General features: G+C 60.5%; 10 protein-coding genes. 1 reads left to right on the top strand and 9 read right to left on the bottom strand.

Annotation, left to right across the window (positions count from 1 at the left end):
* Positions 1 to 206 precede the first annotated feature (206 nt).
* Positions 207 to 944: a substrate-binding periplasmic protein gene (locus tag ACYZTZ_RS25880; RefSeq protein ID WP_462000072.1), complete on the top strand. Its 738-nt coding sequence runs from the start codon at positions 207 to 209 to the stop codon at positions 942 to 944.
* Positions 945 to 1,002: 58 nt separating this feature from the next.
* On the opposite strand, the gene yccS is transcribed toward ACYZTZ_RS25880, so the two are convergent.
* The 9 genes from yccS to betI form a co-directional block, all read right to left on the bottom strand.
* Positions 1,003 to 3,186, bottom strand: coding sequence for a YccS family putative transporter (gene yccS / locus ACYZTZ_RS25875; protein WP_462000071.1), 2,184 nt, complete (start codon positions 3,184 to 3,186; stop codon positions 1,003 to 1,005).
* Positions 3,187 to 3,447: 261 nt separating this feature from the next.
* Positions 3,448 to 4,626, bottom strand: a complete 1,179-nt coding sequence (locus ACYZTZ_RS25870; protein ID WP_462000070.1) for a BaiN/RdsA family NAD(P)/FAD-dependent oxidoreductase — start codon at positions 4,624 to 4,626, stop codon at positions 3,448 to 3,450.
* Between the two features lie 144 nt (positions 4,627 to 4,770).
* A complete protein-coding gene (gene dbpA / locus ACYZTZ_RS25865; RefSeq protein WP_236713221.1) occupies positions 4,771 to 6,108 on the bottom strand; it encodes an ATP-dependent RNA helicase DbpA in 1,338 nt (445 codons plus the stop codon).
* A gap of 105 nt (positions 6,109 to 6,213) precedes the next feature.
* A complete protein-coding gene (gene mdtD / locus ACYZTZ_RS25860) occupies positions 6,214 to 7,641 on the bottom strand; it encodes a multidrug transporter subunit MdtD (RefSeq protein ID WP_462000069.1) in 1,428 nt (475 codons plus the stop codon).
* Between the two features lie 112 nt (positions 7,642 to 7,753).
* Positions 7,754 to 9,091 carry a TldD/PmbA family protein gene (locus ACYZTZ_RS25855; RefSeq protein ID WP_462000068.1) on the bottom strand — a complete coding sequence of 446 codons (1,338 nt, stop codon included), beginning with the start codon at positions 9,089 to 9,091 and terminating at the stop codon, positions 7,754 to 7,756.
* Positions 9,091 to 10,533 (bottom strand): TldD/PmbA family protein, encoded by a 1,443-nt coding sequence (locus tag ACYZTZ_RS25850; protein WP_462000067.1) that lies wholly within the window; start codon positions 10,531 to 10,533, stop codon positions 9,091 to 9,093. Before ACYZTZ_RS25850 ends, ACYZTZ_RS25855 begins: the two co-directional genes overlap by 1 nt.
* A 281-nt stretch (positions 10,534 to 10,814) precedes the next feature.
* The gene (betA, locus tag ACYZTZ_RS25845) at positions 10,815 to 12,518 is read right to left on the bottom strand and encodes a choline dehydrogenase (RefSeq protein ID WP_462000066.1); all 1,704 of its coding nucleotides are present in this window, start codon (positions 12,516 to 12,518) and stop codon (positions 10,815 to 10,817) included.
* Between the two features lie 150 nt (positions 12,519 to 12,668).
* A complete protein-coding gene (gene betB / locus ACYZTZ_RS25840; RefSeq protein ID WP_046045290.1) occupies positions 12,669 to 14,141 on the bottom strand; it encodes a betaine-aldehyde dehydrogenase in 1,473 nt (490 codons plus the stop codon).
* A 108-nt stretch (positions 14,142 to 14,249) separates the two neighbouring features.
* Positions 14,250 to 14,843, bottom strand: coding sequence for a transcriptional regulator BetI (betI, locus tag ACYZTZ_RS25835; RefSeq protein WP_150658430.1), 594 nt, complete (start codon positions 14,841 to 14,843; stop codon positions 14,250 to 14,252).
* Positions 14,844 to 15,213: the final 370 nt, after the last annotated feature.

The raw sequence follows: 15,213 nt of genomic DNA, 5'->3' as shown, positions 1-15,213 counted from the left end.
ATGTCTGTATGGCAGAGAAATCTGTGACAAAGGCCAAAATGCCATCATTCATTTCGCGCGGTCTTGTCTTGTTTGTGTAATCTGGGATGAAGCGCTGTGCAATGACTTCGATGAGCTAATGTGAGTACCTGGGTTTGGCAGTACGGGGGCCTTGGAGTTTTGGCTGAAAACACGTCGGGCGTCCCGCCCGCTAAGGATTTTCTAGCATGCCGCGATTGCATCGAGCCTTTGCTTTGATTGGATTGCTGTTGCTGACTCAAAGCGCGACAGCGGAAAAGCTGCGATTGGTAGCCGATGCCTGGCCACCCTTTACCGACTCCACGTTGGTCAACGGTGGGTTGGCCACGGACATCGTCAGCACAGCACTGGCCCGGGCCGGTTATGCCAGTGACTTTGAACAAGTGCCTTGGGCGCGCGCCTTGCTGGGGGTTGGCGAGGGTCGATACGACGTGTTGGTCAACGCCTGGTACACCGACGATCGTACGAAGCTTGGCCAGTTTTCCGGCGAATACTTGCTCAATCGAGTGCGCTTTCTCAAGCGCAAAGACACGCCCATCGAATACAACAACCTGCAACAACTGCATACCTACCCGATAGCGGTGGTGCGCGGTTATGCCTATTCGCCGGAGTTCGATGACGACGAGTCGCTGCAGAAAGTCCCGGTGCACAGCTTTTCCATGGCGGTGCGCATGGTCGTCGCCGACCGGGTCAAGTTGACGCTGGAAGACGAATACGTCGCGCGTTACTACCTGGCTCGGGAATCATCCAAGGTGCGCAATGCCGTGGAGTTTTTGCCCAAGCCATTGAGCGAGAACAGCCTGCACATCCTGGTCAGCCTGAAGAACCCCCTGCATGAACAGATCGTCGCCGGTTTCGACCGCGAGATCGCGGCAATGAAAGTGGATGGCAGTTATCAGCGGTTGATGGAACAACACGGGATGTGAGTTTTGTGGTGTGGCTGATGGCCTCTTCGCGAGCAGGCCCGCTCAGCCGCCGCACATCTCAATCCTCACTCGTTTCCTTGATGAGGTGCGCCGCCAACGTCCGCAATGGCCCAAGCTGACGGCAGATCAACGCCAACTGCGTCTGCACCAGCCGTTGGCCTTCATCGATTTCGTCCGGCATCTGTTCAAGCGTGTTGGCCAGTGCCTCTTCCTCATCGCTTTGAATCGCAATCGGCAGTTTGCTCGACAAGCCTTGGGCAATTTCATCGATGCTGGCGGCCAGTTTCACGCCGGCGCCGTCGATCAAATGCTCGCGCACGTCGGGCGGTAGCTGGGTTTCCCGGTGTGCGCCCAGTCCGGACAAATAACTGAGCAAGGTGTGCGACAGCACCAGGAAGCGGAACCCGACATCCGCTTCCTTACGGAAATGCCCCGGTTCCATCAGCATGTTGGCGAGCGTCGTCGACAGTGCCGCGTCGGCGTTGTGCGCATTGCGTCGGGCCAGGCGATATGCCAGGTCGTCGCTTTTGCCGGCGGCGTATTGCTGCATGATCTGGCGCAGGTAAATGCTGTTGCAGGTCAGGGTGTTGGCCAGCACTTTGTTCAGGCGTCGGCCCTGCCAGTCCGGCAGGAACAGGAACACCGCCAGCCCGGCGATCAGGCTGCCGAGCAAGGTATCGAACAGCCGCGGCAGAAACAGCCCGTAACCATCCCCGACCTGGTTGAAGCAGAAGAGCACCATCAAGGTGATCGCGGCCGTCGCCAAGGTGTAGCGGGTGGTGCGGTTGATAAAGAACACCACCCCGGCAGCGATCGCAAAGCATGACTGGACCAAGGGATTCGGAAACAGATCGAACAGCGCCCAGGCCACGGTCAGGCCGATGGCGGTGCCGATGATCCGCTGGCCGAGTTTGCGGCGGGTGGCGCCGTAGTTCGGTTGGCAGACAAACAGCGTGGTGAGGATGATCCAGTAACCCTGAGACGGGTGGATCAAATGCACCATCCCGTAGCCGATGCTCAAGGCCAGGGGCAAACGCAGTGCGTGACGGAACAGCAATGACGTCGGTGTCAGCTGCGTGCGCAACCGAATCCACACATCTTTGAGGCTACGGGGCGAACGGTCGAGCAGGCTGCTGTCGGTGGCGTCGGCCAAGGCGTCGGGGTTGCTGGCATCGCTGAGCAAACGATCGAGTGTGCCGAGGTTGGCCGCCAATGCCCGCAACGAACGCAGCAATCCGCGCCACGCCGGGTTGCTCTGAATGCGCAGGTGCTCGAGGGAGGCGTGCAGGTCGCTCAGGGCTTCGGCGAAGCTCGCGTCATAGATGAATGGCTGGCGCATCTGGATCGACTCGGCCAGCGCCCGGCAGGCCTTGCCTTGTTGGCGCAGCAAGCGCTGGCAGCGGAACATCACATCGCTGTGAAAGAAGGCATCTGCCAGGGCGTTGTAAGGGTAGTGCGAGGAACTGGCGCGCTCGTGGATGTCCTGAGCGAGGAAGTACAGCTTCAGGTAACGGCTGAGTTTCGAGCCCGGTCGACCATTGCCGACCCGGTGCAGGATGATTTCCTTGGCGGCGTTCAGCGCCGCCACGACACGACCGTTTTGCTGCGCCAGTTCCAGTCGACGCGCTTCCACGTCCATCTGCCGGATCGGCTCGAACAGCGACGATTTCAGCTTCAGGTAGTAACCCAACTCGCGGAACAACCGCGCCAGGCTTTGCTGCACCGGCTGATTGGAAAACATCGCCTGCCACAGCACCGAGAGCAAACCGTACCAGGCCGCACCGGCCACCAGCAGCACCGGCTCATGCCAGAAATCGGTGACTGCACCGCCGCGCTGGTCCACGCCGATCATGGTGTAGACCGACAGAATCAACGTCGCCGACGCAATCGCGCCATAGCGTTCACCCAAGGCGCCGAGCATGGTCAGGCCGAAACTGGCCAGGGCCAGGGCGATGACAAAGACGACGGGATAGGGGAAGAGCAACTCGACGGAGAGGGCGGCGACGCTGAAGCACACCAGCGTCACGGCCAGTGCGTTAAGGCGGCCTTGCCAACTGTCGTCGGTCTCGGCCAGGGCGCTGGCGATGATCCCGAGGAACAGCGGGATCAGCAGCCCCATTTCATCCTTGTACCAACACAGCGCCATGCTGCCGGTCAGGGCGATGAATACCCGCACGCTGTAGCTGAATTTATCCAGCGCCCAGAGGCGACGCAGAGACTGACTAAAAGGGGTCGATGACATGAAGTGCGAGGGCCTTCCGAGGCAATGACGCTAAATTGAGCCAGTAATGACGCCGACGCAATGGCGCCGATCACATCTGACAGCAAAATCTGTTCCTTCCCTGGCGAACATCACCTTGAAATGAAATCCCCTGTAGGAGCTGTCGAGTGAAACGAGGCTGCGATCTTTTGATCTTGTTTTTAAAAAGCAAAGTCAAAAGATCGCAGCCTCGTTTCACTCGACAGCTCCTACACAGCTCCTACATGCGGGGAGGGATGCGGGTCAGACGTACTGCGCAGCAGCGTAGCCGGAGGCCCAGGCCCACTGGAAGTTGAAACCACCCAGATGCCCGGTGACGTCGAGCACTTCTCCGATGAAATACAGGCCGGGGCTTTTCAGCGATTCCATGGTCTTGGACGACACCTCGTTGGTATCGACGCCGCCCAATGTCACTTCAGCGGTGCGATAGCCTTCAGTGCCGGCCGGAACCACTTTCCAGCTCGCCAGTTTTTCGGCGAGGTCGGCAATTTCCGCGTGGGTGTACTGCTTCATCGGTTTGGAGACGAACCAGTTGTCTGCCAGCAGGCTGGCCATCTTCTTGGTGAAGATTTCCCCGAGCAGGGTTTTCAGCTCGCTGTTCGGCCGTTCGGCTTGCTGCTGTTGCAGCCAGGTCGGCACGTCATGGTCCGGCATCAGATTGATCTCTACCGTGTCACCGGATTCCCAGAACGAAGAGATCTGCAAAATCGCCGGACCACTGAGGCCGCGGTGGGTAAACAGGATGTTCTCGCGGAAACTCTGGTCATTGCAGCTCACCAGGCAATCCACCGACGTACCGGACAGTTCGGTGCAAAGCTCCTTGAGCTGATCGGTGATGGTGAACGGCACCAGCCCGGCGCGGGTCGGCAGCAAGTCATGGCCGAACTGCTTGGCCACCTGATAGCCGAAACCGGTCGCACCCAGCGTCGGGATCGACAAGCCGCCAGTGGCGATCACTAACGATTCGCAGGTGATCTGATCGAGGGTGGTTTGCAGCAGGTAGCCGCTTTCCATTTTCTCGATGTGCTGGATCGAGGTGTCCAGGTGCAGGCTGACGCCGACCTGATCGCACTCGTTGAGCAGCATTTCAAGGATGTCGCTGGATTTGTTATCGCAGAACAACTGGCCGAGTTTTTTCTCGTGATACGGCACACCGTGTTTGGCGACCATGCCGATGAAATCCCACTGGGTGTAGCGGGCCAGGGCGGATTTACAGAAGTGTTCGTTCTGCGAGAGGAAATTGCTCGGTTCGGTATACATGTTGGTGAAATTGCAGCGGCCACCGCCCGACATCAGGATTTTCTTGCCGGCCTTGTTCGCATGGTCGAGCAACATCACCTTGCGCCCGCGCCCGGCGGCGGTCAGCGCACACATCAAACCTGCGGCGCCAGCGCCAATGATCACGACTTCGGTAGAGCGCAAAACGGTGTCCTCTTAATGTGTCACCACAAAACAAACTGTGGGAGCGAGCCTGCTCGCGAAAGCGGTGTGTCAGTCAGCCTATAGGCCGACTGACAAATTGCATTCGCGAGCAGGCTCGCTCCCACAGGGGGAGTTGCGTTGTTCTTACAGGATACGCACGCGCAACGAACGGCCTTTGATCTTGCCGTCATTCAGGCGCTGCAACGCTTGCTTGGCGATTCCGCGTTCCACAGCCACATAAGCCTGGAAGTCGAAAATCGCGATCTTGCCAACCTGAGCGCCCGGAATACCCGCATCGCCCGTCAGTGCGCCAAGAATGTCGCCCGGACGCACCTTGTCTTTACGGCCAGCGCCGATGACCAGCGTACTCATCACCGGCAGCAGCGGTGCGCCGCCCTGGGATTTGAGGTTGTCCAGCTGATCCCAGCTCAACGGCGACTTCTGCAGTAGCTCGATGGCTTGGGCGCGGTGCGCTTCGGACGGTGCGACCAGGCTGATCGCAATCCCTTTCTCACCGGCGCGACCGGTACGGCCAACACGGTGGATGTGGATTTCCGAATCACGGGCCAGTTCGACGTTGATCACCATGTCCAGCGCATCGATGTCCAGACCGCGAGCGGCGACGTCAGTGGCGACCAGCACCGAGGTACTGCGGTTGGCGAACATGGCCAGTACCTGGTCACGGTCACGCTGTTCCAGATCGCCATGCAGGCCGACGGCGGAGATGCCTTTGGAGGACAGGTGGTCGACGGTTTCCTGAACCTGCTGCTTGGTGAAGCAGAAGGCGACACAGGATGCCGGACGATGATGCGCGAGGACTTTGACCACGGCGTCCATGCGCTCTTCCGGGGAAATCTCGTAGAAGCGCTGCTCGATCTGCGTGTCGTCGTGGAACGCCTCGGCCTTCACGATCTGAGGGTTGCGCATGAACTTCGCGGCCAACTGCTTGATGCCCGTCGGGTACGTGGCGGAGAACAGCAGGGTCTGGCGACGCTCCGGGCACTGGGCAATGATTTCTTCGATGGAATCGTAGAAACCCATGTCGAGCATGCGGTCGGCTTCGTCGAGGATCAGCGTGTTCAGGCCATGGAGAATCAGCGAACCCTTGCGCAGGTGCTGCTGAAGGCGACCCGGGGTACCGACGATGATGTGCGCGCCATGCTCCAGAGAGCCGATCTGCGGGCCGAAGGACACGCCGCCACACAAGGTCAGGATCTTGATGTTGTCTTCGGCGCGGGCCAGACGACGGAGTTCCTTGGCGACCTGGTCAGCCAGCTCACGTGTCGGGCAAATGACCAGCGCCTGGCAACCGAAGAAGCGCGGATTGATCGGGTTCAGCAGGCCGATACCGAAGGCGGCGGTCTTGCCGCTGCCGGTCTTGGCCTGGGCGATCAGGTCCATCCCCTTGAGGATCACCGGCAAGCTTTGCGCCTGGATCGGCGTCATCTCGGCATAACCCAAAGAGTCGAGGTTAGCCAGCATGGCGGCGGACAGCGGCAAAGTATTAAAAGCGGTGGCGATGGTGGTCACGGGACTGGCCTGCAAAACAAAATGTCGCGCAGTGTACCAGCCCGGTGGCCATTCGCCCTAAGGCTCTATGTGCTCTTCCGGACGCTTGACGCGCCGTCCGTCTTCCTTTGAGAGCTGAGAAAAGATCGTTGCGGCCAGCATCGCCATAATTCCGACCGTTACAAAGGTCAGCTGGAACGCGCCCAAAACCGTGTCCACGCCGTCGTTGCCGATCTCCGCCGTGAAGCCGCCGAGCAAGGCGCCTGCGCAAGCAACACCCAGGCTCAGGGACAATTGCGCGACCACCGACAGCAAGCTGTTGCCGCTGCTGGCGCTGGCGTCGTCGAGGTCGATCAGGGTTACGGTGTTCATTGCGGTGAACTGCAAGGAGTTGATCGCCCCCAGAATCGATAGCATCACCAACAGCAGCCAGTACGGCGTTTGCTCGCTGACCAGCCCCATGCTCGCCAACATCAGCCCCAACGCCAACGTATTGCCGGTCAGCACGATGCGATAGCCCAAACGTTCGATCAGCGGTCGCGCCACCGACTTGGCGACCATCGCTGCCGCCGCCAGCGGCAGCATGCTCATCCCGGCCTGGGACGGCGAGTAACCCAGCGCCACTTGCAGCAGCAACGGCACGAGGAATGGCAGGGCGCCGCTGCCCAGTCGGGCGAACAGGTTGCCGAGGATGCCCACGGCAAACGTCCGGGTCTTGAACAACGATGGTGCGAACAGAGGATTTTCGATGTGCCCGGCCCGCAACCAATACGCCGCCAGACAGGCCATGCCGGCGAACAGCAGCAGCATCACGCGCAAGTGCGGCAGGTGCAGCTCGCCGAGGCCTTCCATGGCGATGGTGATCAGCACCATCGCCGCGCCGAACAGTAAAAACCCCAGGCTATCGAAGCGGGTGCGTTCGGTGCCGCGCAGGTCGGGGATAAATCTCCACACCGCGTAACAACCGACGGCGCCCACCGGCAGGTTGATCAGGAAGATCCAGTGCCAGGTCAGGTATTCCACCATCCAGCCGCCCATGGTCGGGCCGATCAACGGGCCGAGCAATCCGGGAATGGTGATGAAACCCATGATTCGCACCAGCTCCGATCGAGGGTAGGCACGCAGCACCACCAACCGCCCGACCGGCAACATCAGCGCGCCGCCCAGGCCCTGAATCACTCGTGCGCCAATCAACAGGCTCAGGGTGCTCGACAGTGCGCAGAGCAACGAGCCGAGGCTGAACAGCAGGATCGCGCTGAAGAAGATTTTCTTGGTACCGAAACGGTCGGCGATCCAGCCCGAGGCGGGGATCAGCAAGGCGACGGTGAGCATGTAGGCGATGATCACGCCCTGCATGCGCAACGGGTCTTCGGCCAAGTCACGGGCCATGGCGGGCAGGGCGGTGTTGAGGATGGTCCCGTCGAGGGATTGCATGAAGAACGCGATGGCGACGACCCACGGCACCCAGCGGGCGGTGACAGCGTCGAGAGGCGGGCGGTTGGGCATGGGACCTCTTGTGGGTGTGATTCAGGGAGTCCGCGGTGACTTCATCGCGAGCAAGCTCGCTCCCACAGGATGTTCGCTGTCCATGTGGGAGCGAGCCTGCTCGCGAAGCTTTTTACAGGGTCAGCGTGAGTTTGCTGATCATAGCGCCCGGCAACAACGCCGAAGCGGTGGCCCGCTGGCTGTAGGTGCTGGCCGACAACATCAGCTCGCGCTCTTCAGTCAATGCTTCCAGCTGCGATCCCAGCAAACTGTAGGCACTGTCATCAAACCGCATCGTACTCACTGGCGCCTGAATCTCGCCGTTCTCAACCCAGAAGGTCGCAAACCGCGTCATGCCGGTCAGGCGTGCCGCCGGCTGATCGGAGTAGTTCAGGTACCAGAGGTTGCTGATGTACAAGCCCGTGCCCAATTGCTTGAGAATCTCTGCATCAGGCAACGTGCCGGCGGCCATGTTCACTGCGCTTGGCATTTCACCACCGCTGGCGCCGTTGGCGGTCAGGCCGTACTCGGCTGCACTGCGCGAACTGACCATCTGCGCGCCAGCCTTGCCGTTGACGATCAACCCCAGATCGCTGCGCGGATAACCTTCGCCGGAAAATGCGGGGCTCAACGAACCGCTGACCTTTTCATCGACCGACACCAACGGGCTGAACGCACTGTCGCCCGCGTAAAGCTTCTGCAGCGGACTGTTTTTGCTGGCAATCGACTGCGCCGAGAAACCGCCCCAGCCCAGCATGTCCATGATTTCTCCCAGAGCTGCCGGTGCCAGATAGGCGCGGTACTGACCCGGCGCCAGGGTGTGTTGCGGTCTGCCGAGAAACGCCAATTGCTCGCGCGCCTGCGCAAAGCGCCTGGCAAACCCTTCGCTGTTCCAGTCGTGCCCGGCGTAACTGGCTTTCACCGCTTGGCCGTTTTCATGGACCAGACTGAAATCGAAGTTGAAGCTGTTGGCCTGATGCCAGCCGAACGCGCCCGAAGAACTGGCGAAACCACGACTGATCGGGCCGGCGGCGTAGAAACCCACCAGGTCCAGCCCTTCGGCGGCCAGGGTGATTTCAGCGACCACCTGCTCGGTGTCCGGCAGCGGGTGATCTTGAACATTCTTGCTCTGCCAACCGTTGTGGTTGAGCAGCAGGTACGGATCCTGCGGCAGCAGCGGCAAGGTTTCGCGCAACTGTTGCAGACCCTCGGCCAGACGCTGAACGTCGACTTCCGCATCACCGGAAAGGGTGATGTTCAGGTCGGCGTGGCGCCCCTCGTTGATCAGTTTGAACCCGACGCTCGCCTGTTGCACCTGCCCGGCTTGACGCACCTTGGCGTGGTTGAAACGCACGAAGGCCGACGATTCCGCGGCGTAACTGAGGGTGAATTGTTCCGGCTCGTGAATCGCGTCGCGCAGCCAGTTGACCAAGGCCTTGAACGCATCGGCCTGACTTTTTGAAGTACTCATCAGGCATCTCCCCCAAACACATCCACATTGCTGAACACACAGGCCGGCGACGCATGGCCGACACGGATCACCTGATTCGGTTCGCCCTTGCCGCAGTTCGGTGTGCCCAGGACCTTGACGGAGTTGGCATCGCCAACAGCGCTGAGGCTTTTCCAGAACTGCGCGGAAATCGCCCGGTAGTTGGGGTTCTTCACCACGCCTTTGAGTTCGCCGTTTTCGATCAACTGAGCCCATTCGCAGCCGAACTGGAATTTGTTGCGGGCATCGTCGATGGACCAGGACCGGTTGGTGCTCATCAAAATGCCGTGCTCGATGTTGCCGATCATCTGCTCCAGCGGTTGATCGCCGGCCTCGATGTTCAGGTTGGCCATGCGGTCGATAGGCGGACGGTTCCAGCTGCAGGCGCGGCTGTTGGCAACGCCTTCCATGCCGGCACGGAATTGCGACAGTGCACCGCCCAATGGGCGCAGCAGCAAGCCTTCTTTAATCAGGAATTGTTTGCTCGCGGCAGTACCGTCGTCGTCATGGCCATAGCTGGCTAGCTGCTCGGGAATGTCCGGGTCGAAGGTCACGTTGAGCAGTTTGGAGCCGTATTGCAGGCTGCCGAAGTCTTCTGCCTTGACGAAACTGGTGCCGGCGTAATTGCGCTCGTCACCGAGGATGCGGTCCAGTTCCAGCGGGTGACCGATGGATTCGTGGATCTGCAGCATCATCTGGTCCGGCATCAACAGCAGGTCACGCGGGCCTTTCGGGGTGTTCGGCGCCAGCAGCAATTGCAGCACCTGATCGGCGATTTTCGGACCGGCGCCGACCAGGCCGCAGCGGCTGATCACATCGAAGCCGCCTTGTTGGCCGAAATTTTCGCGGCCCAGGGTGCGGGTCTGGCTGTCATTGCCGTCGTAGGCGGTGACGTCCACGCTCGGGTAGACGAAACGCTGGGCCTGGCGCAGTTCGGCGCCGGCGCTGTTGAGGTAAATCTGCTCGACGTTAGTGATGCCGATGCTCACCTGCCAATTCACCAGTCGCTCGTCCTTGGGCACGGACGCGGATTCGGCGCCGAGCAGTTGGTAGCAATCGCTCAGGGATGGGAAGGGCTGGTCCAGGTTCGGCGAAAAGTAGTCGGCGCGGTCGCTGGAGACGGCTTGCTCGCGCAGGTCGAGCAGGGCGTGGGGCTTGAGTCGGCGGGCTTGCTGCTCGGCTCGCTCCAGCGCGGCTTGCAGGCCGGATTGCGACAGGTCATTGGTCGCGGCGTAGGCTTCGACGCCGTTGACCCGAACGGTCAGCATCGCGCCTTCGTCACGGCTCAGGCTCGGAGGTTCGGCGACATTCTTGCGCACCGACAGGTACTGGCCGGACTCGCGCACATAACGCAACGAAAAGAATTCAGCGCCCGTGCGCAAGGCAGCGAAGCGCTGCTTGAGCTGGGGATGGAAATCGAACATTCGGGAACCTCCTTGGTATGGAGTGGCGGTGTATCGATGTTGCGAGGGGGGGGGAACGTTTGCGTGGCGCTAGATTAGGCCTGCGCGGGGGGTAGGATCAAGCGCGGAGCGGTGTAGGAAAGGATTACTTGGTGGGGCAGGGAGAGGTGTGTTGTCGCGGCGGGCCCCATCGCGAGCAAGCTCGCTCCCACAGGGATTGGGGTTGATCACAAATCTGCAATCCAACCAAAAAACCTGTGGGAGCGGGCTTGCTCGCGAAGGCAGCACCGCGGTGTTAAGACTTACTGAGCGGTCAGGCTCACATCACGCAACGGCTTGCCTTTCACCGGAGCATCACCCGCCACGAAGTAAGCAGCCTTGCTACGAGGCAATGGCTTGCGGCCACGGATCTTGTCGGCGATTTTCTCGGCGATCATGATCGTCGGCGCGTTCAGGTTGCCGGTGGTGATGATCGGCATGATCGAGGCATCGACCACACGCAGGCTCTGCATGCCGTGCACACGACCTTCAGCGTCAACCACCGCCATTTCGTCGGTGCCCATCTTGCACGAGCAGGACGGGTGGAACGCGGTTTCGGCGTGTTCGCGGATGAACTTGTCGAGCTGCTCATCGCTTTGCACGTCAATGCCCGGGCTGATTTCGCGGCCACGGAAAGCGTCCAGTGCAGGCTGTTGCATGATTTCACGGGTCAGGCGGATGCCGTCGCGGAATTCCTGCCAGTCCTGCTCGGTGGCCATGTAGTTGAACAGGATGCTCGGGTACTCGCGCGGATCCTTGGACTTGGCCTGGATGCGACCACGGCTCGGCGAACGCATGGAGCCCATGTGCGCCTGGAAACCGTGTTCTTTCACACCGTTGCTGCCGTTGTAGTTAATCGCGACCGGCAGGAAGTGGTACTGGATGTTCGGCCAATCGAATTCCGGACGGGTACGGATGAAACCGCCGGCTTCGAACTGGTTGCTGGCGCCGATGCCGGTGCCTTTGAACAGCCACTCGGCACCGATGGCCGGTTGGTTGTGCAGCAGCAGCGAGGGGTACAGCGAGACCGGTTGGGTGCAAGCGTATTGCAGGTACAACTCGAGGTGATCCTGCAGGTTTTCACCAACGCCCGGCAGGTCGTGGACCACCGGGATGTCGAGTTTTTTCAGCAGCTCGGCCGGACCGACGCCGGAGCGTTGCAGGATCTGCGGCGAAGCGATGGCGCCGGAGCACAGCAGCACTTCTTTGCGGGCGCGGGCTTCAACGCGCTCTTCAGCGGCGCCGATCAAGTAACGCACGCCGACCGCACGCTTGCCTTCGAACAGGATCTTGTCGGTCAGGGCGTGGGTGACGATGGTCAGGGTCGAGCGCTTCTTGGCGATGTCCAGGTAACCGCGAGCGGTGCTGGCGCGACGGCCGTTCGGCGTCACGGTACGGTCCATCGGACCGAAACCTTCCTGTTGGTAACCGTTCAGGTCTTCGGTGCGCGGGTAACCGGCTTGCACGCCGGCTTCAACCATCGCGTGGAACAGCGGGTTGTTGCCGGCTTTCGGCGTGGTCACGCTGACCGGGCCGTCGCCACCGTGGTAGTCGTTCGGGCCGATGTCACGGGTTTCAGCCTTGCGGAAATACGGCAGACAGTTCAGGTAGTCCCAGTCTTCAAGACCTGGCAGTTTGGCCCAGTTGTCGTAGTCCATCGCGTTGCCGCGGATGTAGCACATGCCGTTGATTAGCGAGGAACCACCCAGGCCCTTGCCGCGACCGCATTCCATCCGGCGACCGTCCATGTGTGGCTCTGGATCGGTTTCGTAGGCCCAGTTGTAGCGACGACCTTGCAGCGGGAATGCCAAAGCAGCCGGCATTTGCGTGCGGAAATCCATACGGTAGTCCGGGCCGCCTGCTTCGAGCAGCAGGACGGTGACGCCTTCGTCTTCAGTCAGACGGGTCGCCAGGGTGTTACCGGCCGAGCCGGCACCGATGATGATGTAATCGAATTCTTGGGACATTGAATGCACCCTCTTTGAAGTTGGTCAGGTCAGGCCTGACGAGTGCTGCGCACTCGATCGCCAGCAGGCTGGCTCCCACATTGGAATGCGTACTCCTGTGGGAGCCAGCCTGCTGGCGATGACGGCCTCGCAGGCGAAGCGGATATCGCCTTAGAAAACCGAGGCGTAATCGCCCAGTTCGACCTGTACCGATTTGATGCGTGTGAAGTTGTTCAGCGAGCTGATGCCGTTCTCACGACCCACGCCCGACTGCTTGTAGCCGCCAACCGGCATCTTGGCGTCGGATTCGCCCCAGGCGTTGATCCAGCAGATACCGGCTTCCAGTTGATGGATCACGCGGTGAGCGCGGTTCAGGTCTTTGGTGACAACACCAGCCGCCAGACCGAACTCGGTGTCGTTGGCGCGACGGATCACTTCTTCTTCGGTTTCGTAGGTCAGGATGCTCATCACCGGGCCGAAGATTTCTTCGCGCACGATGGTCATCTCATCGGTGCAGTCGGTGAACACGGTCGGTGCCACGAACGCGCCTTTGGCGAATTCGCCTTCGGTCAGACGGCTGCCGCCGCACAGCACGCGAGCGCCTTCTTCCTTACCTTTGGCGATGTAACCCAGCACGCTTTCCATGTGGGCGAAGCTGACCAGTGGGCCGAAGTTGGTGTTCTCGTCTTCCGGGTTGCCGACGCGGATGCGCGCAACGCGTTCAACGATCTTGGCTTCGAAAGCGGCTTTCAGGTGGCTCGGCACGAACACGCGAGTGCCGTTGGTGCAGACCTGACCGGAGCTGTAGAAGTTGGCCATCATGGCGGTGTCGGCGGCGCGATCGAGGTCGGCGTCGTCGAAAATGATCAGCGGGGATTTGCCGCCCAATTCCATGGTCACGTCTTTCAGCGACGAAGCAGAGGCGCTGGCCATGACCTTCTTGCCGGTGTCGGTGCCGCCGGTGAAGGAGATTTTTTCGATGCGTGGGTGCTCGGTCAGCCAGGTACCGACTTCACGGCCGCTGCCGGTCAGCACGTTGAACACGCCAGCCGGAACGCCGGCTTCGGTGTAGATCTCGGCCAGTTTCAGCGTGGTCAGGGAAGTGACTTCGCTTGGCTTGAAGATCATCGCGTTACCGGCCGCCAGGGCAGGTGCGGATTTCCACAGGGCGATCTGGATCGGGTAGTTCCACGCGCCGATACCGGCCACAACGCCCAGCGGCTCGCGACGGGTGTAGACGAACGAAGTGGTGCGCAGTGGAATCTGCTCGCCTTCGATGGCCGGAACCAGACCTGCGTAGTACTCCAGCACATCAGCGCCGGTGACGATGTCGACGTACTTGGTTTCGGAGAACGACTTGCCGGTGTCCAGGGTTTCCAGGGCAGCCAGTTCATCGTTGCGCTCGCGCAGGATGTCGACGGCACGACGCAGGATGCGCGAACGCTCCATGGCGGTCATCGCGGCCCAGATTTTCTGGCCCTTTTCGGCGCTGACGACAGCGCGCTCAACGTCTTCCTTTGTCGCACGTTGTACGGTTGCGAGGACTTCACCGTTAGCCGGGTTGATGGCTTCGAAAGTGGCGTCGCTGCTGGCGTCACTGTAGCCGCCATCGATGTAGAGTTTTTGCAGTTCGAAACGGGCCATATAGTCCTCGCAAGAGCATAAGTTGGTTGGCGGTAACCACTGGGCGTGCCTTATAGCTTGGGCAACGCTGGTCAGTGGCGGTTCAGGTGCTGAGCGGTTCTGTGTGCTCTAACTCACCTGCTTGGCCAGTTGGAAATCCATGTATTCGTAAGCGATCTGGTGCGCCTGCCCGGTGTCGAAAGCATCTCCCGACAGCGCGCCGCGCAACCACAAACCGTCAATGAGGGCTGCCAGGCCGCGGGCTGCACTGCGCGCTTGATCAAGCGGCAATACACGGCGGAACTGGCAGCACAGGTTGGAATACAGACGGTGATCGTTGATCCGCTGCAACCTGTGCAAAGACGGGTGGTGCATGCTGGTGGCCCAGAAGGCCAGCCAGGTTTTCATTGCCGGGCCATTGACCTGGCTGGCGTCGAAGTTGCCTTCGATAATCACCTGGAGGTGCGCCCGCGGGCTGCTGTCCTCCAGCGCCTGACGGCGCGCGGTGACGTTCTCGCTGAGGACACTCATCAGGTACTGCGCCGTGGCGGCGATCAGGCCATTCTTGTCCTGAAAGTAGTGACTGATGATGCCATTCGAGACACCGGCCAAACGGGCGATCAGCGCAATGCTGGCGTCCCCCATGCCGACCTGATCTACCGCCTGCAACGTGGCTTCGATCAACTGCTGGCGGCGGATGGGTTGCATACCGACCTTGGGCATCTTGCACATCTCCTTAGGCCTTCCGGCGGACGTGAAACGTCTATCGGATTGAAGGCCAGTCTATTTTGTTTTGATTGAACGTTCAATCAACAAAGAATAAGATCTGCGACAATTCGTCGCTGCCTACAGGTTTTTCCTACATGTAGTTGGCGGAAAAACGACATCCGAAAACGCTCGAAACCCACGCGCATTGGCGCTCCCGGGTTTCGGGCTTTTTTCGGGCTGTCTTTATATCACCCGCTGGTCGGCTGCCAACTAAGCGATTGGTCGGGTAACGCGTTGCCTTGTGTTCTTCTCTCGCACTGCCTGGAGCATCTGTGCCATGAGTTCTGCCTCTCTAATAAAGACCCCACCCGAGAAGGTGACGGTC

This window comes from Pseudomonas sp. LB3P58 (assembly GCF_054897895.1).
Note: the sequence above shows the minus strand (reverse complement) of the source record. Positions and strands in the feature narration are given on the sequence as shown.

Coding starts and splice junctions, on each gene's coding strand:
- ACYZTZ_RS25855 (WP_462000068.1), bottom strand. CDS start 9,091: ATGAGTACTTCAAAAAGTCAGGCCGATGCGTTCAAGGCCTTGGTCAAC.
- ACYZTZ_RS25850 (WP_462000067.1), bottom strand. CDS start 10,533: ATGTTCGATTTCCATCCCCAGCTCAAGCAGCGCTTCGCTGCCTTGCGC.
- betI (WP_150658430.1), bottom strand. CDS start 14,843: ATGCCCAAGGTCGGTATGCAACCCATCCGCCGCCAGCAGTTGATCGAA.
- betB (WP_046045290.1), bottom strand. CDS start 14,141: ATGGCCCGTTTCGAACTGCAAAAACTCTACATCGATGGCGGCTACAGT.
- betA (WP_462000066.1), bottom strand. CDS start 12,518: ATGTCCCAAGAATTCGATTACATCATCATCGGTGCCGGCTCGGCCGGT.
- mdtD (WP_462000069.1), bottom strand. CDS start 7,641: ATGCCCAACCGCCCGCCTCTCGACGCTGTCACCGCCCGCTGGGTGCCG.
- dbpA (WP_236713221.1), bottom strand. CDS start 6,108: ATGCTGGCTAACCTCGACTCTTTGGGTTATGCCGAGATGACGCCGATC.
- yccS (WP_462000071.1), bottom strand. CDS start 3,186: ATGTCATCGACCCCTTTTAGTCAGTCTCTGCGTCGCCTCTGGGCGCTG.
- ACYZTZ_RS25880 (WP_462000072.1), top strand. CDS start 207: ATGCCGCGATTGCATCGAGCCTTTGCTTTGATTGGATTGCTGTTGCTG.